At 62.9% G+C, this 23,057-nt stretch carries 23 protein-coding genes; 15 read left to right on the forward strand and 8 right to left on the reverse strand.

Annotation, left to right across the window (positions count from 1 at the left end):
* The first annotated feature begins 271 nt into the window (after positions 1 to 271).
* The 9 genes from V1288_RS19575 (at position 272) to ilvC (ending at position 7,981) form a co-directional block, all read left to right on the forward strand.
* Positions 272 to 2,047, forward strand: a complete 1,776-nt coding sequence (locus tag V1288_RS19575) for an acetolactate synthase 3 large subunit (RefSeq protein ID WP_334358590.1) — start codon at positions 272 to 274, stop codon at positions 2,045 to 2,047.
* 14 nt (positions 2,048 to 2,061) lie between these two features.
* Entirely contained in the window at positions 2,062 to 3,048 is a 987-nt protein-coding gene (locus V1288_RS19580; RefSeq protein WP_334358591.1) for a threonine dehydratase, read from the forward strand.
* A gap of 135 nt (positions 3,049 to 3,183) precedes the next feature.
* The gene (ilvN, locus tag V1288_RS19585) at positions 3,184 to 3,726 is read left to right on the forward strand and encodes an acetolactate synthase small subunit (protein ID WP_334358592.1); all 543 of its coding nucleotides are present in this window, start codon (positions 3,184 to 3,186) and stop codon (positions 3,724 to 3,726) included.
* A gap of 2 nt (positions 3,727 to 3,728) precedes the next feature.
* Positions 3,729 to 4,424, forward strand: a complete 696-nt coding sequence (locus V1288_RS19590; RefSeq protein ID WP_334358593.1) for a class I SAM-dependent methyltransferase — start codon at positions 3,729 to 3,731, stop codon at positions 4,422 to 4,424.
* Between the two features lie 6 nt (positions 4,425 to 4,430).
* The gene (locus V1288_RS19595; RefSeq protein WP_334358594.1) at positions 4,431 to 5,303 is read left to right on the forward strand and encodes an EamA family transporter; all 873 of its coding nucleotides are present in this window, start codon (positions 4,431 to 4,433) and stop codon (positions 5,301 to 5,303) included.
* Between the two features lie 7 nt (positions 5,304 to 5,310).
* Positions 5,311 to 5,913: a LysE family translocator gene (locus V1288_RS19600; protein ID WP_334358595.1), complete on the forward strand. Its 603-nt coding sequence runs from the start codon at positions 5,311 to 5,313 to the stop codon at positions 5,911 to 5,913.
* A 93-nt stretch (positions 5,914 to 6,006) separates the two neighbouring features.
* Positions 6,007 to 6,201 (forward strand): hypothetical protein, encoded by a 195-nt coding sequence (locus tag V1288_RS19605; protein WP_442894184.1) that lies wholly within the window; start codon positions 6,007 to 6,009, stop codon positions 6,199 to 6,201.
* A gap of 6 nt (positions 6,202 to 6,207) precedes the next feature.
* The gene (locus V1288_RS19610; RefSeq protein WP_334358596.1) at positions 6,208 to 6,816 is read left to right on the forward strand and encodes a LysE family translocator; all 609 of its coding nucleotides are present in this window, start codon (positions 6,208 to 6,210) and stop codon (positions 6,814 to 6,816) included.
* Between the two features lie 145 nt (positions 6,817 to 6,961).
* Positions 6,962 to 7,981: a ketol-acid reductoisomerase gene (gene ilvC, locus V1288_RS19615; RefSeq protein WP_334358597.1), complete on the forward strand. Its 1,020-nt coding sequence runs from the start codon at positions 6,962 to 6,964 to the stop codon at positions 7,979 to 7,981.
* Positions 7,982 to 8,633: 652 nt separating this feature from the next.
* Here ilvC and V1288_RS19620 read toward each other — a convergent pair.
* Positions 8,634 to 9,740 (reverse strand): DUF2336 domain-containing protein, encoded by a 1,107-nt coding sequence (locus tag V1288_RS19620; protein ID WP_334358598.1) that lies wholly within the window; start codon positions 9,738 to 9,740, stop codon positions 8,634 to 8,636.
* A gap of 455 nt (positions 9,741 to 10,195) precedes the next feature.
* Between V1288_RS19620 and V1288_RS19625 the strand changes: the two genes are divergently transcribed.
* Together V1288_RS19625 and V1288_RS19630 are read left to right on the forward strand one after the other, a co-directional pair.
* Entirely contained in the window at positions 10,196 to 11,047 is an 852-nt protein-coding gene (locus tag V1288_RS19625; protein ID WP_334358599.1) for an SDR family oxidoreductase, read from the forward strand.
* Between the two features lie 46 nt (positions 11,048 to 11,093).
* Positions 11,094 to 11,336, forward strand: coding sequence for a hypothetical protein (locus tag V1288_RS19630; RefSeq protein ID WP_334358600.1), 243 nt, complete (start codon positions 11,094 to 11,096; stop codon positions 11,334 to 11,336).
* Positions 11,337 to 11,507: 171 nt separating this feature from the next.
* On the opposite strand, the gene V1288_RS19635 is transcribed toward V1288_RS19630, so the two are convergent.
* The 3 genes from V1288_RS19635 to V1288_RS19645 form a co-directional block, all read right to left on the reverse strand.
* A complete protein-coding gene (locus V1288_RS19635; protein WP_334358601.1) occupies positions 11,508 to 11,948 on the reverse strand; it encodes a YybH family protein in 441 nt (146 codons plus the stop codon).
* Positions 11,949 to 12,046: 98 nt separating this feature from the next.
* Positions 12,047 to 12,739 (reverse strand): winged helix-turn-helix transcriptional regulator, encoded by a 693-nt coding sequence (locus tag V1288_RS19640; protein ID WP_334358602.1) that lies wholly within the window; start codon positions 12,737 to 12,739, stop codon positions 12,047 to 12,049.
* Positions 12,740 to 12,878: 139 nt separating this feature from the next.
* Positions 12,879 to 13,496: a hypothetical protein gene (locus tag V1288_RS19645; RefSeq protein ID WP_334358603.1), complete on the reverse strand. Its 618-nt coding sequence runs from the start codon at positions 13,494 to 13,496 to the stop codon at positions 12,879 to 12,881.
* A gap of 129 nt (positions 13,497 to 13,625) precedes the next feature.
* Here V1288_RS19645 and V1288_RS19650 point away from each other — a divergent pair, with 129 nt between their 5' ends.
* From V1288_RS19650 to V1288_RS19660, 3 genes are all read left to right on the forward strand, one after another.
* A complete protein-coding gene (locus V1288_RS19650) occupies positions 13,626 to 14,312 on the forward strand; it encodes a TetR/AcrR family transcriptional regulator (protein WP_334358604.1) in 687 nt (228 codons plus the stop codon).
* Between the two features lie 236 nt (positions 14,313 to 14,548).
* Positions 14,549 to 16,258: a sulfatase-like hydrolase/transferase gene (locus V1288_RS19655; protein WP_334358605.1), complete on the forward strand. Its 1,710-nt coding sequence runs from the start codon at positions 14,549 to 14,551 to the stop codon at positions 16,256 to 16,258.
* A 27-nt stretch (positions 16,259 to 16,285) separates the two neighbouring features.
* Positions 16,286 to 18,016: a sulfatase-like hydrolase/transferase gene (locus V1288_RS19660; RefSeq protein ID WP_334358606.1), complete on the forward strand. Its 1,731-nt coding sequence runs from the start codon at positions 16,286 to 16,288 to the stop codon at positions 18,014 to 18,016.
* 46 nt (positions 18,017 to 18,062) lie between these two features.
* Here V1288_RS19660 and V1288_RS19665 read toward each other — a convergent pair whose 3' ends face one another.
* From V1288_RS19665 to V1288_RS19680, 4 genes are all read right to left on the reverse strand, one after another.
* On the reverse strand, positions 18,063 to 18,584 hold the full coding sequence (locus V1288_RS19665; RefSeq protein ID WP_334358607.1) for an REP-associated tyrosine transposase: 522 nt from the start codon (positions 18,582 to 18,584) through the stop codon (positions 18,063 to 18,065).
* A 95-nt stretch (positions 18,585 to 18,679) separates the two neighbouring features.
* Positions 18,680 to 20,239, reverse strand: coding sequence for an ABC transporter permease/substrate-binding protein (locus V1288_RS19670; RefSeq protein WP_334358608.1), 1,560 nt, complete (start codon positions 20,237 to 20,239; stop codon positions 18,680 to 18,682).
* The gene (locus tag V1288_RS19675) at positions 20,236 to 21,024 is read right to left on the reverse strand and encodes an ATP-binding cassette domain-containing protein (protein ID WP_334358609.1); all 789 of its coding nucleotides are present in this window, start codon (positions 21,022 to 21,024) and stop codon (positions 20,236 to 20,238) included. Before V1288_RS19675 ends, V1288_RS19670 begins: the two co-directional genes overlap by 4 nt.
* 115 nt (positions 21,025 to 21,139) lie before the next feature.
* Complete coding sequence (locus tag V1288_RS19680) at positions 21,140 to 21,859, reverse strand: DUF899 family protein (protein WP_334358610.1); 720 nt, start codon at positions 21,857 to 21,859, stop codon at positions 21,140 to 21,142.
* A 287-nt stretch (positions 21,860 to 22,146) separates the two neighbouring features.
* Here V1288_RS19680 and V1288_RS19685 point away from each other — a divergent pair, with 287 nt between their 5' ends.
* On the forward strand, positions 22,147 to 22,974 hold the full coding sequence (locus V1288_RS19685; RefSeq protein ID WP_334358611.1) for an ABC transporter ATP-binding protein: 828 nt from the start codon (positions 22,147 to 22,149) through the stop codon (positions 22,972 to 22,974).
* Positions 22,975 to 23,057: the final 83 nt, after the last annotated feature.

Below are 23,057 nucleotides of genomic sequence, written 5' to 3' on the forward strand. Positions count from 1 at the left end.
GTAATATTATTACCAAACTCCTTATCGTAGTCGTACCCACGCGCACCGCCGGGGGTGGCTGAAGGCCATCCAAATTCAGGCGGTGTGCATGGGGCCTCTCGGGCCCTTTTTTTATTCCCTAGAGCATGATCCGGAAAAGTGGGAGCCGGTTTTCCGAAAAGATCATGCTCAAACAAAAAGACAGAGCGGGATGACGCTTCGAAGAAACGTCATCCACTCTGGAACTCAAAACCGAAGCAAGCCGCTGGCAACAGCGCATCCGGAGCAGACCATGACCGACAAGAGCCACGACCCCAATCAGATGACCGGTGCCGCGATGATCGTGCGCGCGCTCGTCGATCATGGTGTCCAGCACATCTTCGGCTATCCCGGCGGTGCGGTGCTTCCGATCTATGACGAGATTTTCCAGCAGAGCGAGGTCGAGCACATCCTGGTGCGCCACGAGCAGGGCGCTGGCCACGCGGCGGAGGGTTATGCGCGCTCGACCGGCAAGCCGGGCGTGGTGCTGGTGACGTCGGGCCCCGGCGCCACCAACATGGTGACGCCGCTGACGGATGCGCTGATGGATTCGATTCCGCTGGTCTGCATCACCGGGCAGGTGCCGACGCATCTGATCGGCAATGACGCATTCCAGGAATGCGACACCGTCGGCATCACCCGTCCCTGTACCAAGCACAACTGGCTGGTGCGCGACGTCAACGATCTCGCCAAGGTGCTGCACGAGGCGTTCTATGTCGCGACCACCGGCCGCCCCGGACCCGTGCTGGTCGACGTCCCCAAGGACGTGCAGTTCGCGGTCGGCACCTATCATCCGCCGCGCAAGGACGACGTGCACGTTTCCTACACGCCGCGCGTGAAGGGCGATGCGACGCAGATCCGGAAAGCCGTGGCGCTGCTGGCTTCGGCCAAGCGCCCGGTGATCTATTCCGGCGGCGGCGTCATCAATGCCGGACCCGAGGCGTCAAAACTGTTGCGTGAGCTGGTCGAGGTCACGGGATTCCCGATCACCTCGACCCTGATGGGCCTCGGCGCCTATCCGGCCACGGGGAAGAACTGGCTGGGCATGCTGGGCATGCACGGCACCTACGAGGCCAACATGACGATGCATGGTTGCGACGTCATGCTGTGCGTCGGCGCGCGCTTCGACGACCGCATCACCGGCCGTGTCGATGCGTTCTCGCCGGGCTCGAAGAAGATCCACATCGATATCGATCCGTCTTCGATCAACAAGAACATCCATGTCGACGTGCCGATCATCGGCGACGCTGCGAACGTGCTCGGCGACCTGCTGCAGGTATTCAAGGCGGAAGCGAAAAAGCCCGACATCAAGAGCTGGTGGCAGGAGATCGCCACCTGGCGCGCGCGCAATTCGCTCGCCTACAAGAAGAGCAATGACGTCATCCTGCCGCAGCACGCCATCCAGAAGCTGTTCGAGGCGACGCGCGGGCACGATACCTACATCACGACCGAAGTCGGCCAGCACCAGATGTGGGCGGCGCAGTTCTTCGGGTTTGAGGAGCCGAACCGCTGGATGACGTCAGGCGGCCTCGGCACCATGGGTTACGGCCTGCCGGCCGCGCTCGGCGTGCAGGTCGCGCATCGCGACAGCCTCGTGATCGACATCGCCGGCGATGCCTCGGTGCAGATGACGATGCAGGAGATGTCGACGGCGGTTCAGTTTGAACTGCCGATCAAGATCTTCATCCTGAACAACCAGTACATGGGCATGGTGCGGCAGTGGCAGCAGCTTCTGCATGGCAACCGGCTGTCGCATTCCTACTCCGAAGCGCTGCCAGATTTCGTCAAGCTGGCGGACGCCTTCGGCTGCGTCGGCCTGCAGGCGATCAAGCCCGGCGATCTCGACGGCGCGCTGAAGGAGATGATCAAGGTCAAGCGCCCGGTGCTGTTCGATTGCCGCGTCGCCGCGCTGGAAAACTGCTTCCCGATGATTCCGTCCGGCAAGGCGCACAACGAAATGCTGCTGCCGGTGGAAGCAACCGACGAAGCCACCGCCGCGGCGTTTGCCGGCGGCAAGGCGCTAGTGTGAGGTGATGCATTCACATGTTTGATCTCAGGGAGCTCGAACGCGCGCACGAGATCGTGGGGCAGGCGGTGCCGCCGACGGCGGCGCATGCGTGGCCGCTGCTCAGCGACCGGCTCGGCGCTGATGTTGTTGTCAAGCATGAGAACCACACGCCGATCGGCGCCTTCAAGGTGCGTGGCGGGCTGGTCTATCTCGATCGCCTGAAGCGGGAATCGCCGAACACACCCGGAATCATTTCCGCCACCCGCGGTAATCACGGGCAGAGCCTTGCTTTCGCAGCCGGCCGCCACGGCGTTCGTGCCGTCATTTATGTGCCGTCAGGCAATTCGGTCGAGAAGAACCGCGCCATGCGGGCGTTCGGCGCCGAGCTGGTCGAGCATGGTGCGGACTTTCAGGCGGCAGCCGAAGAAGCCCAGCGCCGCGCCCAGTTCGATGGCCTCCACATGGTGCCGTCGTTTCATCCCGACCTCGTGCTCGGCGTCGCGACCTACGCGCTCGAATTGCTGCGCGCGACGCCAGATCTCGACGTGCTCTATGTGCCGATCGGGCAGGGTTCTGGCATCTGCGGCTGCATCATGGCGCGCGATCTGCTCGGGCGCAAAACCGAGATCGTCGGCGTGCAGTCGACCGAAGCGCCGTCCTACGCGCTGTCGTTTGCGGCCGGCACGGTCGTGACTACTGAGTCCAGCAACACGCTGGCCGACGGCATGGCCACCCGCGTTCCCATCGCGGAGGCGCTTGCGGTCATCCGCAAGGGCGCCGCGCGCATCCTGCAGGTCACGGACGACGAGGTCGCCGTGGCGGTGCGCGCTTACTGGACCGACACGCACAATCTTGCCGAAGGCGCGGGCGCGGCTGCGCTCGCCGCCGCGCTGCAGGAGAAGACGAAGCTCGCCGGCAAGCGCGTCGGCCTGATCCTGTCAGGCGGCAATATCGATTTCGATCTGTTTCGGAAATGGGTCGCGCCGGTAGCGGTTGCGGCCGAAGCACGAGCGTTGACGTGATGATTGAGAGTGAGAGAGAAGCCGTCATGGCCGGGCTTGGCCCGGCCATCCACGACTTCTCTCTTGCGAAAATTTTAGACGTGGATGCCCGGGACAAGCCCGGGCATGACGAGTGAGAGATTGATAGGGACGACCATGAACCAGCCCGCATCCGCCTACTTCCTGGAAGAGCGCCACGATCCCAACGAGTCGCACACGCTCTCGGTCTTGGTGCAGAACGAGCCCGGCGTGCTCGCGCGCGTGATCGGTCTGTTTTCCGGCCGCGGCTACAACATCGAGAGCCTCACGGTTTCTGAAACCGAGAGCCAGAAACATCTCTCGCGCATCACCATTGTCACCACGGGCACACCGATGGTGATCGAACAGATCAAGCATCAGCTCGACCGCATGGTGCCGGTCTACCGTGTCGTCGACATGACGATCACCGGCCGCTCGATCGAGCGGGAACTCGCGATGGTGAAGGTGCGCGGCGGCGGCGACCACCGCGTCGAGGCGCTGCGGCTGGCGGATGCGTTCCGCGCCCGCGTGATCGACGCAACGACCGAAAGTTTTGTGTTCGAGATCACAGGCAATTCGTCCAAAATCAATCAATTCATCGATCTGATGCGCCCGCTCGGCCTGGTCGAGGTGTCGCGCACAGGGGTTGCGGCGATCGGGCGCGGGCCCGAGGGGATGTGAACATGCTGGCGCGTGACTGGTATTACACTCAAAGACGGCAGCTCGGGCTCGATTCCGCGGTTGCCTCGATCTACGACCGGCACGACGATAGCGACGATCGGGCGCGCGCTGCGCTGGCCATGCTCGGCGTGCAGCGCGGCTGGCGGGTGGCGGATATCGGTTGCGGCAACGGCGTACTGGCCTGCGAGGCGGCGCTGATGGGCGCCGAAGTCGATGCCATCGACATTTCCCCGGCGATGCTGGCGCTCGCCAATATCCAGGCCCGTGACCGCAAGGTCGCGATCCGCACCCAGCCGGCGGGCCTCCTCAGCTTTACCTATCAGCCGAATTCGTATGATCTGATCGTCAGCGAATTCACGCTGCATCATCTGCCGGATTTCTGGAAGGCGGTGGCGCTGGCGCGGATCTATACCGCGCTGAAGCCCGGTGCGAATTTCTACCTGCGCGACATCGTGTTCGTCAGCATGCCCGACGGCGCTGAGCGCGATGTCGAGCAATGGGCGGATTTCACCATCAAGAACCACGATTTCCAGCGCGAGGGCGTCGTCACCCATATGCGCGACGAATACTCGACCTTCGGCTGGGTGATCGAGCGCATGCTGACCGATATCGGTTTTGTGCTGGAATCGGTCGACTATCACGCCCCGCTGCATGGTACCTATCTCCTGCGCAAACCGAAGCCGGATCAACAGAGCTAGAAAAAAATGAAACCGGCTGATGTCTGCATCGCCGTGCTGGTCGCGGTGATCTGGGGCCTTGCCTTTGTCGCGAGCCGCATCGCGCTGAACGAGTTTTCGCCGGAATTGATGACGACGCTGCGCTTTTCCATCGCCGCCTTGCCCTGCCTGTTCGTGGCGCGGCCGAAGGTTTCATGGACGGTGCTGGCCTCGATCAGCTTCACTTTGTTCCTCGGCCAGTTTCTGGCGCAAGCCTTTGCCATTGCGCACGGCGTTCCCGTCGGCCTTTCCAGCGTGATCGTGCAGAGCCAGGCGCTGTTCACCATCGGCTTTGCCGCGCTGTTGTTCCGCGAGCGGCCGGGCGTGTGGCAGGCCGTCGGCATCGGAGTTGCCACGGCGGGCCTGCTGATGATCTGCGGCACCGTCGGTTACGATTTCAGCATCAGTGCGTTTGCGATCTTGATGATCTCGCCGCTCAGCTTCGCGGCCGGCAATCTGCTGCTGCGGCGCGCGCAGGGCGTGCCGATGTTCGACCTGTTCGCGTGGCTGTGCCTGGTCGCGGCAATTCCGCTGTTGGCGCTGACGCTGGTCAGCAACGGTCCGCAGCCGACCTGGCATGCGCTGACCCATATGTCGCTGACCGGTCTGATGTGCATGATCGGTCTCGGCGGCGTCTCCACCAGCATCGCTTACTGGCTGTGGGGCAGGCTGCTCCGGGATCACCCCGCCGCGCAGGTAGTGCCGTTCGCGCTGCTGGTGCCGTTCGTCGGTTCCGCCGCCTCCAGCGTGGTGTTCGGCGAAACCTTCGGGCCGCTTCGGCTGGCCGGGATGGTCACGGTGGTCGGTGGCATCGCCGTGATGTTGCTGTCGAGGCCACAAGTCCTGCCGAAAATCGCGTGAGCACCTAATGTCGCAGCCGCTCTTTATCGCCTTGGTTGTTTTTGCCGCAGTCATGGCGTTCACGCCAGGGCCCAACAACGTCTTGGTGCTGTCGTCGGGACTCACTTACGGCTTCCGGCGCACCCTTCCGCACATCGCAGGCATCGCGATCGGAGTTTCATTTATGGTGGCGGCCATGGGCCTCGGCCTGGGGACGATCTTCATCGCCTATCCGGTTTTGCAGACCGTTCTGAAATACGCCGGCATCGCCTATCTGATCTACCTGGCCTTTGGTATCGCGATGTCTGCGTCCGTTGCGCGAGGTCAGGACAGCCAGCGCGGCCCCATGACGTTCTGGACTGCGGCGCTATTCCAATGGGTCAACGTCAAGGGCTGGGTGATGGCGATTGGCATCATTACCGCCTATTCCGCGATTGCCAGCTTTCCCTGGAATATCGCGATGCAGGCCGCCCTGATGTTCGTCATGGGAGGGTTATCCTCGCTTGTGTGGGCAGTTTTCGGCAGTTCGCTGCGGCGGATCCTGCCGTCGCCCGGGGCCGTCAGGGCTTTCAATATCCTGATGGCCCTGCTGCTGCTGGCCTCGCTCTATCCAGTCTTGATGGATGCGTGATGCCGCACCGCGCCATGCATAAACGGGTTTTTTCCAGCATCGCCTGCTGGCTGTGGGGCAGGGCCGCTCCGGGATCACCCCGCCGCGCAGGTGGTGCCGTTCGCGCTGCTGGTGCCGTTCGTCGGTTCCGCCGCCTCCAGCGTGGTGTTCGGCGAGACGTTCGGGCCGCTTCGGCTGGCCGGGATGGTCACGGTGGTGAGCGGCATTGCCATCATGCTGCTGTCGATGCGTACCAAGATTTCAGAAGATTCGGCTTCAGAAAAACAAGCTCTGCCAAAGATCGCGTGAGGCCCCATGTCGCATTCGCTCCTGATCGCCTTCGTCATGTTCGCCACCGTGATGTTCTTCACGCCGGGGCCGAACAACATCATGTTGCTGTCGTCGGGGCTGACCTACGGCTTCCGCCCGACCATCCCGCACATCATGGGCATCACGGTGGGCTTCGCCTTCATGGTCGGCGCGGTCGGTCTCGGGCTCGGGACCATCTTCATCGCCTATCCGATTTTGCAGACCATCCTGAAATATGCCGGGGTGGCCTACCTGATCTATCTGGCCGCCCATATCGCAATGTCCGAGCCGCCCTCGGCGGATCCGGACAAACGCCACGGTGCCCGCCCGATGACGTTCTGGGGCGCGGCCATGTTCCAGTGGGTCAATGCCAAGGGCTGGGTGATGGTGATCGGCACTATCACCGCCTATGCGGCGATCGCCGTCTATCCCTGGAACATCGCGATCCAGGTCGGCTTAAGCCTGCTCCTGGGCATCCTGTCCTGCACCGCCTGGGCCCTGTTCGGCAGCGCGCTGCGGCCGGTCCTGACCTCCCGGCGGGCGGTGCGGGCCTTCAACATCGTCATGGCGGTGCTGCTCCTGGCCTCGCTCTATCCGGTCTTCATGGACGCATGATGCCGCACCGGGCCATGCATAAACGGGTTTCCTTTGACGCGGAAAATGCTCTAGACAACGCCGGAAATTCGCGGGCGCCCGGCGGTCCTATTCCCCCAAATGCCTGATTAACCGGCCGTTTTGGCCATCGATTGAGGAAACGACCATGCGAGTTTATTACGATCGTGATGCCGACCTGAACCTGATCAAGGGCAAGAAGGTCGTCATCGTCGGCTATGGCAGCCAGGGCCACGCCCATGCGCTGAACCTGAAGGATTCCGGCGTCAAGGAAGTCGCCATTGCGCTCCGCAAGGGTTCGGCCTCGGCCAAGAAGGCGGAAGCCGCCGGCTTCAAGGTGATGGAAGTCGCCGAGGCCGCCAAATGGGCCGACCTCGTGATGATGCTGACCCCGGACGAGCTGCAGGGCGACATCTACCGCGAGCACCTGCACGACAACATGAAGAAGGGCGCGGCGCTGGTTTTCGCGCACGGCCTCAACGTCCATTTCAACCTGCTCGACCCGCGCGCCGATCTCGACGTGCTGATGATCGCGCCGAAGGGCCCTGGCCACACCGTTCGCTCGGAATACCAGCGCGGCGGCGGCGTGCCCTGCCTGATCGCGATCGCCAAGGACGTCTCGGGCAACGCCCATGACCTCGGCCTCAGCTACGCCTCGGCGATCGGCGGCGGCCGCGCCGGCATCATCGAGACCACCTTCAAGGAAGAGTGCGAGACCGACCTGTTCGGCGAGCAGGTGGTGCTCTGCGGCGGCCTGGTCGAGCTGATCAAGGGCGGCTACGAGACGCTGGTCGAAGCGGGCTACGCCCCCGAGATGGCCTATTTCGAGTGCCTGCACGAGGTGAAGCTGATCGTCGACCTGATCTATGAAGGCGGCATTGCCAACATGAACTACTCGATCTCCAACACCGCCGAGTACGGCGAATACGTAACCGGCCCGCGCATCGTCACATCAGAGACCAAGGCCGAGATGAAGCGCGTTCTCGCCGACATCCAGGGCGGCAAGTTCGCCCGTGACTGGATGCTGGAGAACAAGGTCAACCAGACCTCGTTCAAGGCGACCCGCGCCAAGCTCGCCGAGCACCCGATCGAGGAAGTCGGCGCCAAACTCCGCGACATGATGCCGTGGATCAAAAAGGGCGCGCTGGTCGACAAGACCAAGAACTGAGGGTGGTCGGATCCGGTAGGGTGGGCAAAGCCAACGGGTCGCGCGAATGCGCGCCCGATAACAGGCTCCGCGTGCCCACCGTGCAGGATGACCAAGTGGATAGATGGTGGGCACGGCGCAAAGAGCGCCTTTGCCCACCCTACAAAGCTCGCTCGCGCTGCAACACGAAATCTTAAGCGTTGATCGGCATTATCCGGCGCGATCGCAAACGCGGTCTCGCAGTTTCTTCGAAGAATTGATGGCTCAACCAGATTCTTCAACGCGCCGCGCCGGGTGCGCCGCCCGAGCCGAAACGAAGAGCTGACGCTTCATGCACATTCTTGGTGCGAAGCAATTCAACAAATACATTAGCGACGGAAAAGTCAGCGTTTACTGAGCCAAAGCGCGGTTGCTTAATCTGCGCTCTCATTCGTGAAACGAGTTCGACGGCGCACTGAACACCAGGCTGGTATCGGTTTCTTCATTCCGAACGTCTCACGTGTTGGATCGGCACGCGGCCATCGGCAATCGGAGCTGGCGGCAGACCGGCAGGCGCTGGCCGTTTCCGCCGGCGCGCTTCCCGTGGCTGGATCGCGCGCTGGATGGTCTGTGACCGGTTCGGACTTTGCGCGCGCCGTGACCACGGCGCGCAGGCAAGACTCAATTCGTCCGCTCAATTCGTCCGGATGATCGGTTCTTTCTCGATCTTGTTGTGCAACTGCCAGAAGCGGACGGTGCGCTGGGCCGTTTCCATCGACAGTTTGCGGAAATCACGTTGCGCGATCTCCAGCGTCTGTTCGCTGATCGCAGGCTTGACCGGCCGGTTGCGCAGGATGGACTCGACCGTCGGCCAGTTCAGGCGTGCGGAGCGGCAGGGAATCAGGATCAGGTCGGCCCGCGGCCCTTCCATCAGCCGGGCCGTCATTTCGACCGGCATTTCGTTGAGAACCGCAAGCGCCACGGTGACCTCGTCGAACTTGTTCGACTCGGCGAATTTGTAGACCGCCGCGTCGTCCAGCTCGTTCAGCCCCTTCATCAGCTTCACGAGCTCCTCGGCAACGCCGAAGCTGCGGCTCGGGGGCGGAGCCTCGCGGGCGATCTCGTTCAAGACCCGCTTGATCTCTTCCTGGACGGTGGGCGGCGCGATCGCTAAAAGCCGGGCGCGAACCGCATCCTTGGCGCGGCGCAACAGGTCAGCAATGAACTTTGCCGGAAAATCGGCGCGCAGGCTGAGGATTTCCACCAGTTCGTCGTCCGCGCCGGCGCGGGCGACGATCGTGGAAAAGCCCTGGTCGGAGAACTTGGCGCTGGCGTTGTTGGCGAGTTTTCGGATCACCTGGCCTTCGCCGCGGTCGACGATGACGTCGGTGACGGCGGCGGGCAGTTCGGCACGGCCGGAAATGGCGAGCAGGTGATCCTGCCCTTTGCTGCTGGCGATCTCGACCAGCACGTCGGTCCCGAGCCGGCTGGAATTGGCAAGCACGGTGCCGGCGACTTCGATCTCGTCGTCCCAGGCAAGATGCTGGATGACCTCGAACGGGGCGTAGTCGAGCGGCGCCAGCCGCTTCGAGAGTTCGGCCTTGGCGCGCGTTTCGACGCGCGCGATCAGGAGGCAGAGCACGTCGTCGAAGACCTTGACCTGGTCGTCGCTGAGACGGTCTCCATCATGGAGGAAGAGGTCGGTGACCTGCCGCAGGGTTTCCACCCGCTTGGCAGACGAGCCGCCTCTGACGGCATCTTCGAGTTCGGCAATGATCGAGTGCGCCGGCTGTTGCACCATTGTGGGCAGCCTGTCTGGTTGTTGAAGGGTTGGCGTGCACAATGACGAGCCGAGCCTTACGCTCGCGTTAAAGGCCAGAACCGGTAGAATACAGATCGACTGCACGTGAAACAGGCAAGCGACCGGCTACGGTCGTGGCAGACATACCGGCGTTGAAGCACGCCGCGCATTGCAAACGCCGCGTTCCGAATTGCTTTACCAATGCGATCGGGACGTATGCGGCGATTTCACGCGATAATTCGCCGATGTCGAACCGCATCATGCATGCGCCACCGCTTCCGGTATCCCGGTCCGGCTGCTATCCTCTCTAAACCGTTCCCGGGATAAATCGAATAGCAACTTGCCGAACAAGACACCGTCAAGGCTGGCCGCACCCGCGGAGGAAGCTCACGCAGCCAGCGCTTAAGCATTCCTTCACGACGAACTTCATTAAACCTCTCACAAGGGCTTGGGTCATGAGATCTGTTGTCATCACCGGCGCGTCCACCGGTATCGGCTGGGCCAGCGCGAAACTGCTGCTCGATCGCGGCTTCCGCGTGTTCGGCAGCGTGCGCAAGCAGGCCGACGCCGACCGCCTGAGGAGCGAGTTCGGGGCGAATTTTTCGCCGCTGATCTTCGACGTCACCGATGAAGCCGCCGTGCTGTCCGCCGCGCGCGAGGTCCGTAGCGCCCTCAACGGCGAAACGCTCGCCGGCCTCGTCAACAATGCCGGCATCGCAGTCTCAGGTCCCGTGCTCGAACTCGCCGCCGACGAATTCCGCCGCCAGATGGAGGTCAATTTCATCGGGCCCATCATTGCGACCCAGGCGTTCGGGCCGCTGCTCGGCTCCGATCCGGCCCTGAAGGGACCGAAGGGGCGGATCGTGATGATCTCCTCGGTCGCCGGCAAGAACGGCAACCCGATGACCTCGGCCTATTCCGCCTCCAAGCATGCGATCGAGGGACTGTCGGAGAGCCTGCGCCGCGAACTGATGCTGTTCGGGATCGACGTCATCATCATTGCGCCGGGCGCGGTAAAGACGCCGATCTGGAGCAAGGCCGAGGAAGTCGACATCTCCGCCTACAAGAACTCGCCGTATTTTCCGGCGCTGGAGAAAATCCGCGCCTTCATGCTGGGCCTTGGCGCGACCGGATTGCCGGCGGCGACGATTGCCGAGAAGGTGTTCGGGGCATTGACGCTGCCGAACCCCAAGGTGCGCTACGTGATCGCGCCGGATCCGATGCGCCAGTTGATGGCGGCGGTGCTGCCCAAGCGTACCCTCGACAGGATCATCGCCAAGCGCCTCGGATTGACGCCGCAGGGATGAGTATGACGCAAGCGCGCGCCAAAGAACGCGAAGGCCTCGTCCGCCAGTGACGACGGGAAAGAGCAGAGCGGAGCTGACGCAAATCGCCGACGACGCGCTTCGCAGCCAGCCGGGATGCGAAACGGCATCGGTCCCCGCCGTGCGCGGGCTTCCCAACATCCGCGAGGGCCGGAATTGGGAAATCCCCAACGTGGTGCTTGGCGACAGCCTGATCAGCGACGTCGACCGGGCCGTCATCACCGTGCACCGCCGGCTGGGACGGAAATACCATCTGCTCGGGGATGACTAGCTAGGGCGCGTACTCACAAATTTCGGTCAGGTCCACTTTGCGGCTAAAGCGGCGTGGTTGCTGCGCGGCAGCGAAATGGCGCTTTTCCACAATAGGCGCATGACCATCTATCACCTGCGACCCGTGTCAGGTTTGTAAGTGCCTGACCGGATGGCTGTGGCAGCCACGAATTTATTCTCTAACAAAGATATGAGACTTTATCTTCCACTGTCCGTCGGGTTGGCGTTCAAGGAGTCTCACAGTGCTGCCGGAAATTGACGCCGCCTTCTCATTCACCATTAACGTGGCCGTGAAATGAGACGTGGTATAGGCGTAGTTCCCGATGGGTAGCACATCCACCAGCTCAAGCTTGTGATTTCTGACGCTTCTTCCCCGCCCAGCAAAGAAATCACGGATTGCCAAAGGGCCGGTGACGGGCTGCGCGCCAGGCGGCATCAATCTGCCGTCAGCGGTGTACAATGGTAATAGGGCATCGAAGTCTGCGTTGTTAATGGCGGCATCCCATTGGGCGTTCATCGACGCCACCTTATCTGCGAGCGGATCCGCCAATACTTGACTGGCGTGGCTGACAATCAGAAGAAGGGCGAATGAAATAAGCGAAATGCGAGTCATCTTTGCCTCCTTTTAGCTGAGATGCTTTTCGCGTGAGCGCATTCGCAGCTACTACTGGGGGAAGCGCTAGTCCAAAAACTGGACTGAAGAGGGTGTTCTTAACTGGCTAAGGTTTGATCTGCGGCCCGCAGGCGCCTCATGGCATACTTGCTGCGTGGGAACCAAGCCGGCATGCTCTTCACAAGATGGTTAGGACCGTCGATCTCAATCTTACCGAGCTCACACGCCCGTAGCAGCGGTTGGTCGCCCATGAAAATCTGCACAAGTGTCAGCAGGCTCGAATAGAGGCTGATATCGACCTCGAAGCCGGGATCGTTCCAGCAGAGATCGGCATCCTCCTTCTTCACAACAAACCACCAGCGCTTCGGCCGAGCGTCCGCAATCTCGATGTACAGCACGAAGTCGCATGGAATGTGCTTTAGATCGAACGAACGGCGCATATTCCACATGAGCCGGCCCGCGTGGAGTTCGTCGGGCGTGAGCTGGCTGCGCGCCCACCTGTGGCCCCAATAGCCCAAGGCATCGATAATTGGCCGCGCTTCTCTGGCCGCTTGGGTTGGGTGGTACTCCGAATGCCCATTATCACCTGATTGGCGTGAGATTAGCCCGGCTTCTTCTAGCGTTTGCAGGCGCTTAGAGAGGAGGGTCGGCGACATCTGGGGGATGCCGCGGCGAAGCTGGTTGAAGTGGCGGGACCCTAGCAACAGCTCGCGGAGCACGAGCGGAGTCCACCGCTCAGTGAGAATTTCCGCAGCTTTGGCTACGGGGCAAAATGATCCATAGCCTTTCATGCGAGAATTTTAGCATCACGGGGGTCAGCAAGGTAGTCCAGTTTTTGGACTAATCGCAGGCGCGTCGGTATCGAGGCTCTCCTGCTGCGCGAGATTCTTGAGACAGGTACCAAATGTCGCAGTTTGAGGGGTGGCTAACTCACCCCGTCCGCACGGTCGCCTGCGCGCGCGGCGCCATCGCGATCATCCGCAGCGCGAACACGGCGATCAGCGGAACGAGGAACAACGCATAGAGCGGCATGTCGGGAATTCGCTTGCCGAACGACACCATGAATTGGAACAGCAGGTAATAGCCGCCGACGAGATGCAGCCGGCGCCAGGCGCGTGCGCCGATCGCGGCTGCGGTGCGGTCGAACGAGGTGGCGGTCATCGCGATGATGAAGGCGTAGCCGATGCCGCCGAAAATGTAGGAGGCGGTCGAGGTCGCCGCCGCATAGCCTGCGGGATCCATCACGGCGAAGGCGGCGATGGCGACCGCGTGGATCGCGTGCGAGGCCGCGAAGCTGACGCCGAGATAGCGGCGGTTGCGGCGCAGCCATCGCGTCGACGCATTCGGCCACAGGTGGGCCAGCGCGGCGGCCGAAAAGGCGAGGCAGAACAGCACCAGCGAGGTCCGCGCGGTGAAGCGGATCACCATCCGCACGCCGTCGACCTCGAACGAGCGCATGCCGGCGATCCAGATGCTGAGGACCAGCAGGGTCAGCGCGAGTAGCGCGAACAGCCGCCAGCCATCGAACCAGTTTTGACGTGTCGGCATGTTCGTTTCCCCCATCGATTGCAATGACGCGGATGCGCAATGTAATCGCCAGTTACATATGCCCATGCCGAATGGTCAATCCGTGTAATCGGTGCTTACATTCACAAGGCGGTGATGCTAGGAGAGGGCATGCGCCCAGCCGCCAAATCTCCTGCCGCGAAATCGCCCCCGGCCGAACCGCGCCGCCGCGTTTCGCGCGCGCCTGCGGCAAAGCCGTATCACCACGGCGACCTCCGGCGCGTCCTGATCGACGCCGCGCTGCAACTGGTCGGCGAGGGTGGGGCGGCGGCGGTCAGTGTCCGGGAGGCCGCGCGCCGGGCTGGCGTCTCACCGGGGGCACCGTTCCGGCATTTTCCCAGCCGCGACGCCCTGATGCAGGCGGTGGCGGAGGAGGCGCAGCGGCGGTTCCGCGCCGAGATCGAGGCGGCGTCGGCCGAGGCGCCTCCCGGCGATCCGCTCGGCCGCTTTCGCTGCCTCGGGCTCGCCTACCTGCGCTGGGCGATGCGCAACCCGACCCATTTCGAAATCATTTCCAGCCGCCGCTTGTTCGATCACGACCGGGCGGCCGCCATCAGCCGCGACAATGCCGAACTGATCGCACTGACCGAGCGGACGCTGGCGGAGGCCTTTGCGGCGGGCCAGCTTCGGCCGGCGGACCTCAAGCAGGTTCAGATCGCCGGCCGGGCGCTGGTCTATGGCTTTGCCCGGATGAATATCGACGGCCATTTTCCGCGCTGGGGCGTCGCCGGCTCCGAGGCCGAGCAGACCGCCGAGGCGATCCTCGACCTCTTCATCGAGGGCATTGCCAAGCCCTGATGCCGTCATTCCGGGGCGCGAAGCGAACCCGGAATCTCGAGATTCCGGGTTCGATGCTTCGCATCGCCCCGGAATGACTACCCCGTAAGCGCCCCCGCAGCGGCAAATTCATTGCGCGTTCATGATGATTCCACTACGTTTTTATGACACGGCACAGGTTCCGGCTGGTCGTGCGTCTCCTGGTCTGTTGCCAGCCAAGGCTTTGTATTGCGCCGGGTCATGTTGCGTTGCCTCCCATGGCGCCCGCGCCAAATCCAGGGCCCTCCACTGCCACCCTTGTTGCCGGCTTAGCCGCCATTGGGTTCTGGCGGCTTTCGGCCGTCGCTGCACCGCACATGGCCGCGCTGGCCATCATGCTGCAGACCGAAGCCGATTTCGGCGGCCGCATGGGTTTTGTGCTGGCCTGGGGCATCCTGAACTTCGCCTTTATCGCGCTCCTGCGGCGTCCGGCCTTGTCGGGCGCGCTGTCGCTGACGCTGGTCGTGCTGCTGGTGCTGCTGTCGCGGCTCAAGCACGACGTCGTGCAGATGACCGCGAACTTCGTCGACCTGATGGTGATCGACCGCGACACCGCGGCCTACCTGTTCACGATCTTTCCGAACCTGCGCTGGAGCGTGGTCGGCGCAGCGCTCGGCATCCTGCCGCTGATGTACGCGCTGTGGTGGCTCGATCCGTTCCGCATCCGCCGCCTGCCGGCGGCCGCCGGCCTCTTGGCCTGTCTCGCCGTGCTGACCGGGCAGGCGATGGCCTGGCCGGACGAAGCCTGGCGCGGCTATTACGATGACGGCTATCTCTCCAAATTCGCCCGTTCCGGCGTCACGGCGGTTTCCGACTTCGTCAATTACGGCTTCATGGAATCGGAGGCCGTCACGGCCGAGCGGCTGAAGATGCCGCTGGTCGATTCCTGTCATGTCGCCGGCCGCCGCCCGCACATCATCATGATCCATGACGAGTCGAGCTTCGACATCCGTCAGGCCAACGGCGTCAAGGTGCCGCCGGGCTATGGCAGCCATTTCAAGTCGTTTGATGGCCGCGAGCGCAAGTTCATGGCCGAGAGCAGCGGCGGCGCAAGCTGGATGGCCGAGTACAACGTGCTGGCCGGCCTGTCGTCGCGTTCGTTCGGCCGCTTTTCCTATTTCGTCACCCGCATCGCGTCCGGGCGGGTCGAGCGCGGGCTGCCGCTGGCGCTGCGCCGCTGCGGTTACACCACGATCTCGCTCTATCCGGCCTACGGCGCCTTCATGGGCGCGCGCGGCTTCCAGACTTCCACCGGCATCCAGCATTTCTATGACGCGCGCGCTCTCGGCGCGAAGGGCATCGAGCCGGACAGCTTCTTCTACGACAAGGCCGTGGGGCTGATCGCCGAGCAGCCGGCCAACACGCCGCTGTTCACCTTCGTCTATCTCGCCGCCAACCATTTCCCCTGGGAAACCAAATTCCGCCCGGACCTGCTGCCGTCCTGGCGCAAGCCCGGCAACGAGCCGGTGGTCGACGAATACCTGCGCCGCCAGACCATGAGCGCCGGCGATTACGCGGCGTTCGTCGCCAGCCTGAAGAAGAAGTTCCCGGCGCAGCCGTTCCTGATCGTTCGCTACGGCGATCACCAGCCGGAGTTCTCGTCGAACCTGCTGGATCCCGGCCTGGACGAAGCCAGGCTCGCCCGCAAGTTCGACACCTACGACCCGCGCTACTTCACCACCTATTACGCGATCGACGCCATCAATTTCGAGCCGGTGAAGAGTTCCGCGGTCATGGACAGGATCGACGCGCCCTATCTGCCGCTGGTGGTCCAGGAAGCCGCCGGCATCCCGCTCGACCCGTCCTTCGAGGAGCAAAAGAACATCATGCTCCGCTGCAAGGGTGTATTCTACGCCTGCAAGGATGGCGCCGAGGCGCGCAGGTTCAACCGGTTATTGATCGAGGCAGGTTTCATCAAGGGGCTTTAGAGCATGTCAGTTGTTGCGGGACCCGGAATGGGCGAAAGCCTCCGCGCGGAATCGCGCGGCGTCCGGTTCTTTGCGCTGGCTGGCCTGATCGCTGCCGTGCATCTGGCGGGGCTGGTGGTCCTGCTGACCACCGAATACGGGCCGTTTGCGATCACGCTGTCCGTGCTGGCGTGGGTCTTGGTCAACTGCCTGCTGCTGGTCGTGCTGCAGCGGCCCGGCGTCTGCGCCGCGCTGGCGCTGGCCCTCATCGTGGTTCTGATCGCGCTGTCGCACTTCAAGTTCGGGGTTCTGCAGTTGACGCTGACGTTCCTCGACTTCCTGATCATCGACCGCGATACGTTTTCGTTTCTGTTCTCGGTGTTTCCGCGATTGCAGATGCAGTTGATCGCGGCAGGTCTCGTTGCTGTTCCGCTGTTGTGGCTGATCTGGCGTTTCGATCCGTTCCGCGTACGCCGCCGCTTTGCGTTGACGGGCGTGGCGGCGACGACGCTGCTGATCGCGGTGATGTCGGTCGCATCGCCCGAACTGGCATGGGAACCGTTCCAGGGCGTCAATCACATTTCCAATCTGGCGCGCTCAGGTGTGGTGGCGGTGTCGCGGCTGGCGTCGACGGGATGGATTGAGGCCGATCCGCCGGCGAACGGCCCGCTCAGCCTCGCGCGCGACGCCCACGCCGCCGGCCTGCCTGCGCTGCCGTCAGGCGGGGCCTGCAATGCTACGGCCAAGCGGCCGCACATCATCCTGCTGCTCGATGAGTCGAGCTTCGACGTCACCTCGGCGCCCGGCATCAAGGTTCCGGCCGGATACACCGATTATTTCAAGTCGAGCGACGGCAAGCAGCGGACCATGATCGCGGAGTCGACCGGCGGCCCGACCTGGTACACCGAGTTCAACGTGCTGACCGGCCTGTCGGCGCGCTCGTTCGGCGATTTGAAGTTCTACGTCACGCGCATCACCGCCGGCCGCGTCACGCGCGGACTGCCGCAGGCGTTGCAGAATTGCGGGTACAAGACCGTCTCGCTCTATCCGACCTATGGCGACTTCCTCAGCGCGCGCGCCTTCCAGAAGGGCACAGGCGTCGACCGGTTCATCGACATGGCAGATATGGGCGTGAACGAGGACATGCAGCCCGACAAGTTCTATTTCGATCAGGCCTTGAAGGTGTTTGCGCGCGAGCAGCCGCAGCAATCGCCGATCTTCATGTTCGTATATCTCACCGCCAACCATTTTCCCTGGTGGAACGTCTACCGGCCCGATCTGACCCCTGCGGACTGGACGCCGCCGGGCAACACCGCCGAGGTCGACGAGTACATCCGCCGCCAGGCCATGACGGCCAGCGACTATCGCGAATTCACCGAGCGGCTGAAGCGCGACTATCCGAACGAGTCGTTCCTTGTGCTGCGTTTTGGCGATCACCAGCCGGCCATTTCGCAAAAGCTGCTGGAACCAGGGATCGATCAGAAACTGCTGGCGAAGCGCCTGATGGCGACCGATCCGCGCTATTACTCGACCTATTATGCAATCGACGGCATCAACTATCAGCCACGCAATTTGTCGTCCGCGCTTGAAACGCTCGATGCAGCGTACATCCCGCTCGTGCTCCAGGAAGCCGCCGGCCTCCCGCTCGATCCGTCGTTTGCAGAACAGAAGAGCATCATGGTCCGCTGCAAGGGCACGTTCTACGCCTGCAAGAAAGGCGCGGAGGCGCGCCGGTTCAACCGCCTGCTGATAGATGCCGGGATGATCAAGGGGCTGTGATCCTGCGAGATCTCGTAGGGTGGGCAAAGCGAAGCGTGCCCACCATCTATTCGCCGAATGAACCCTGAATGTTACGCAAATCGCCTCCCCAGTCCGGAGCGAGAATTCCGCGCTCTACATAACGGTGGAAACTGCTGTGCGGCCAGTCGGCTACACGCGTGACGTATCCATGCTTCACTGGATTGAAATGAATATAGTCGATATGGCGTTCGAAATCTGCCTCATCTCTAATGGCATGTTCCCAATAGCGTCGCTGCCAGATGCCTTTTTCTCGCTTGCTGACTTTGCTTGCCGAACGTGTCTGCGCATCGAGGCCTCTTGAAAAGCCGCTCTTGATCGAACTCCAGCGAGTGGCGAAGTTTGCATCGCCTTCCGGCAATGCCCAAAGGGCATGAATATGGTCAGGCAAAATGCAGATCGCGACGGTCTCAAAAGGATGCCGCTGCTGAACGATTTTGTAGATGTGCCGGAGACGATCGATTTCGTCGATCAAGAGCCTGTTGGACCGCTGTGCGAGGACGACGGTGAAAAAGAAAATGCTGCCTTTGGCACGAACATATCGCGGCATAATTTGTGATATCACAACCTTACGTAGCTTGAAAGATGGTGGGCACGCTTCGCTTTGCCCACCCTACGAGATATTCTCGCAAACGACGGCCTCTCCTACCTCTTCCCCACCTTCTCCCACAGCCACTGCGCCACCGCGTCCGGCGAGCTCGTGGCATCATTGCCGGCGGCGCGCAGATTGGCCTCGCGCATCGTGGCGATGTCGATTTTGCCGAGCAGCGGCGCCAGCGCCTTGCGCAAGCCCTCGTCGCTGGCGCGCTTCGGCGCGAGCAGCACCATCGCGTCGTAGGGCGGGATCGCGCGCCTGATGTCGCCGAGAACAACCAGATCGTATTTGGCGATCAGCCCGTCGCTGGTGTAGCCGGCGATGACGTCGACTTCGCCGGAGGCGACCGCTGCATACATGAAGTCCGGCTGCATCTGCCGCTGGGCGCGGAACGACAGGCCGTAGGCCCTGCGCAGCGCGGTCCATTCGGGGCGCGAGAAGAATTCATAGTCGCCGGCGATCGACATGTTCGGCGCGCGCGAGGCGAGGTCGGCGACGGTGCGGATGCCCAATTGCTCGGCGCGCTTGCGCGGCATCACCAGCGCATAGGCGTTCTCGAAGCCGAGTTCGCCGAGCAGCGTGATGTTCTGGTTTGCCAGCATCGTCTTCAATTCGGTCACCAACTCCTGGCGCTGCTTGATGTCGGTGCGGTGAAACTGGTTGGCCCACAGCGTGCCGGAATAGTCGACATAGACGTCGATATCGTTGGCTGCCAGCGCCTCGAAGATCACGTTGGAGCCGAGGCCTTCGCGCGTCGTCGCAGGGAGCGAGGCGGCTTTGAGCCGCTGCGCCATCAAGGCCGACAGCACATATTGTTCGGTAAAGGTTTTTGCGCCGATGACGTAGTTCGTCTGCGCGCGCATCATCGTCGGCACCAGCGTGGCCGCGACCAGCGCCGCGATGCCGGCGCCGCCGACGCCTGCGCGCAGGCGGCTGCGGTCGCGCAGGCCGCTTTCGATCAGCGCCAGCAATTGATCGACGGCCAGCGCCAGCACCGCGGCGGCGAGACAGCCGAACAGCACGAACACCCAGTTCTGGGTCTGCAGCCCGGCAAAGATGTAATTGCCGAGGCTGGTCTGGCCGATCGGCGTCGATAGCGTCGCGGTGCCGATCACCCAGACCGCCGCGGTGCGGATGCCCGCCATCATGACCGGCAGTGCCAGCGGCAATTCCACCGTGAACAGCGACTGCCGCGGCGTCATGCCGACGCCTTGCGCCGCTTCCAGGATCGCAGGCTCGACGCCCTGCAGGCCGGTAATGGTATTGCGCAGCACCGGCAGCATCGAATAGAGCGCCAGCGCCAGCACCGCCGGCAGGAATCCGAACGCGGAAAAACTGACGCCGAACCACGACAGCGAGAGCGCCGCCAGCGCCAGCAGCAGCGGATAGAACAGTGCGAGCAGCGCCAGTCCCGGCACCGTCTGCACGATGCTGGCGAGGCCGAGTAGCGCGCTGCGCGGCACCGGCCGGTGGCGTGAGAGGATGGCAAGCGGCAGGCTGACCAGAAGTCCCAGCGCCAGCGCGGTGACGCTGACGCGGACATGGCTGCCGAGATAATCGGGCAGGTGGCCCAGCGCTTCCGCCCAGCGCGGATCGGCGAAGATGCTCATGCCGTACCGTCCCGCGGCAGCAGCGCGCCGAGCCGTTCGGCCTGCCGCCGCGGGGTGCGCAGCAGTTCGCCGACGTAAGCGTTGCCGCTTTCGGAAAGTTTTGACGGCGTGCCCTGCGCCAGCAGCCGGCCGCCGCCCATCACCGCGATCCGGTCGGCGAGCAGGATAGCCTCCGTCATGTCATGGGTGATCATGACCGTGGTCAGGCCGAGCTTGCGATGCAGCTCGCGAAAATCGTCGCCGAGCGCATCGCGGGTTAAGGGGTCAAGCGCGCCGAACGGCTCGTCCATCAGCACGATGCGCGGCTTTGCGGCAAGCGCGCGCGCCACGCCGACGCGCTGGCGCTGGCCGCCGGAGAGCTCGTGCGGCAGCCGGTCGCGGTATTGCGCCCGGTCGAGCCTGACAAGGTCGAGCAGTTCGTCCACCCGCGCGGAAATCTCGGCGGGCGGAGTGCCCGTTAGCTTCGGCGTGATACCGATATTGTCGGCGACGGTCAGATGCGGAAACAGTCCGCCGCTTTGAAAGACATAGCCGATCCGGCGCCGCAGCAGGATCGGATCGACATTCTGAACGTCCTCGCCTTCGACCGTGATCGACCCGGAATCCGTCTCGATCAGCCGGTTGGCGAGCCGCAGCAGCGTGGTCTTGCCCGAGCCGGAGCCGCCGACGATGGCCAGGAATTCGCCCTCGGCGACGTCGAGCGAGACGTCTTCGACGGCCACCACGCGACCGCCGTCAAAGGTCTTGCCGACATTCGCGTAAGCGATGAGTGGCATGGTCGGCATTCGGTGCGGTCCCAACCCTTGGCTATTCCTCACAGAGACACTGATAGCCGATAAATGGCTGGCCGCGAATGCAGGACTTCATTATTTCGCGCCAGCCCGATCGATCCGCCTGTGCTTATTCGTAGTTCACCTTGGGGAAAAAGTCGCCACGCCCTTCGGGTATCATATCGAGCAGACCCCATAGAGGGTCGACCAGGTCACCGGCGCGATGGTGTTGATTCGGCTCTGTTGGTGCGAAGCTCATCTCCGAGCCCCAGAAGTGATGGATTGCTCCGTTATGTTTCCTGAAGACGTTGAATATCGTTTCGTCCCAGTTCTCGCCGTCTGGAACGCGATGCTGTCTACGCAATCCCTTGGGAAATTTCGACGTGTCGCCAAAATAATCCGCATCGTAGCTATTGCCGGCGGTCGACACGAGCGAGAGATGATCCCATCCGCGTTCATGGGCCCACGCGGCAAGACGTGCGATTGGGGACTTCGCGACAATGTAAAGTGCCGCTCGCTGGCCGGTATGCCTTGCCGCGCCGTCGATCCCATCAAGCAAGTGCGTGCAGCCCGGACACGGCAACTCGCGTTCGGGTCCATACATGAAGCTGTACAGAATGAGCGTGTGGTGCGGGCCAAACAGCTCGGACATCTTCACCTTCTCCGGCGCTGCATTCTTGCCGATCCGTTCGAATACATAGTCCTCCGGCACCTTGCCACCTGGCGGCAGGGTGCGGCGTTTGGCTGCAACAGCTTCGATCTGGGCACGCAGTGCGATCTCGTCGTTCAGAAGCGCGTTTCTTGCGGCACGATACTCGGCGCTTTCGTTCGGATAGCGGAGATGCTCCATGGCTTCCCTCCGGATTGCGTTTTGGACAGTACGGATAAACCTGTCCTGGGCACGCGAGTTCCGGCTTTGTTATCTGTTGATGCGTAGGACCCCTGACCTGTCCCGTGGCGCCATAGGCGATCAGAGGAGCTGCCATGCGATCTCGAATTCTTGTCACCCTCCCCTGGAGGGGCCCTGGAGGGGGAGGGTCGCCGCGTAGCGGCGCGGTGGGGGGTGACGTCGCAGGCCTTCGTTGAACTTCTCCTTTGTACCCGCTAAGGCATCCCTCCAAACCTTGGGGAGAAAACATGGCGGATACCGCAGAGCCCGTGGCGGTCGCCCTTGACGACGCGACGGTGGCGTTTCGCGTGGCCGGGGATCGTGTCTACACAGCCGTGGAGCGGGCCAGCCTGTCCGTCGCCCATGGCGAGTTCGTCGCCATTGTGGGCCCGACCGGCTGCGGGAAATCGACGCTGCTCAACGTGGCGGCCGGGCTTTTGAAGCCCGCCGCGGGATCGGTGAAGATTTTCGGTCAGCCACTGACCGGGCTGAACCGGGATGCCGGCTATCTGTTTCAGGCCGATGCGCTGTTTCCCTGGAAGACCGCGATCGACAATGTCGCCATTGGCCTCGACATCAAGGGCGCGCCGCGCGAGCAGGCGCTGCAGCGCGCGCAGGGCTGGCTCGCATCCGTCGGCCTCGGCGCGTTCGCCAACCGCTATCCGCACATGCTGTCCGGCGGGCAGCGCAAGCGTGTCGGGCTGGCGCAGGTCTTGATCCGCGATCCCAAGATCTTGCTGATGGACGAGCCGTTCGGTCCGCTCGACGCGCAGACCCGGCAGATCATGGGCAATCTGCTGCTGGAGCTGTGGAACGCCGACCGCAAGGCCGTGCTGTTCGTCACCCACGATCTCGAGGAGGCGATCGCGCTGGCCGATCGGGTCGTGATCATGTCGGCGGGGCCGTCGGCGCGCATCATCGGCGACTGGCGGGTGAGGCTGCCGCGCCCGCGCGACATCTCGGAAGTGCGGATGGAAAAGCAATTCCACGAACTGCACCGCGAAATCTGGAGCGTGCTGAAGGACGAAGTGATGAAGGGTTATGCCCAGTCGACGCTAAGTGCGGAGGTCGGCTGATGTCACGCTTCCCTCGTCGTCCCGGCCTAGTGCGCAATTGCGCACGGGCGCCGGGACCCATACGCCGTGTCCCATCGTTTGGG

Source organism: Bradyrhizobium sp. AZCC 2176, assembly GCF_036924645.1.
Classification (GTDB): Bacteria; Pseudomonadota; Alphaproteobacteria; order Rhizobiales; family Xanthobacteraceae; genus Bradyrhizobium.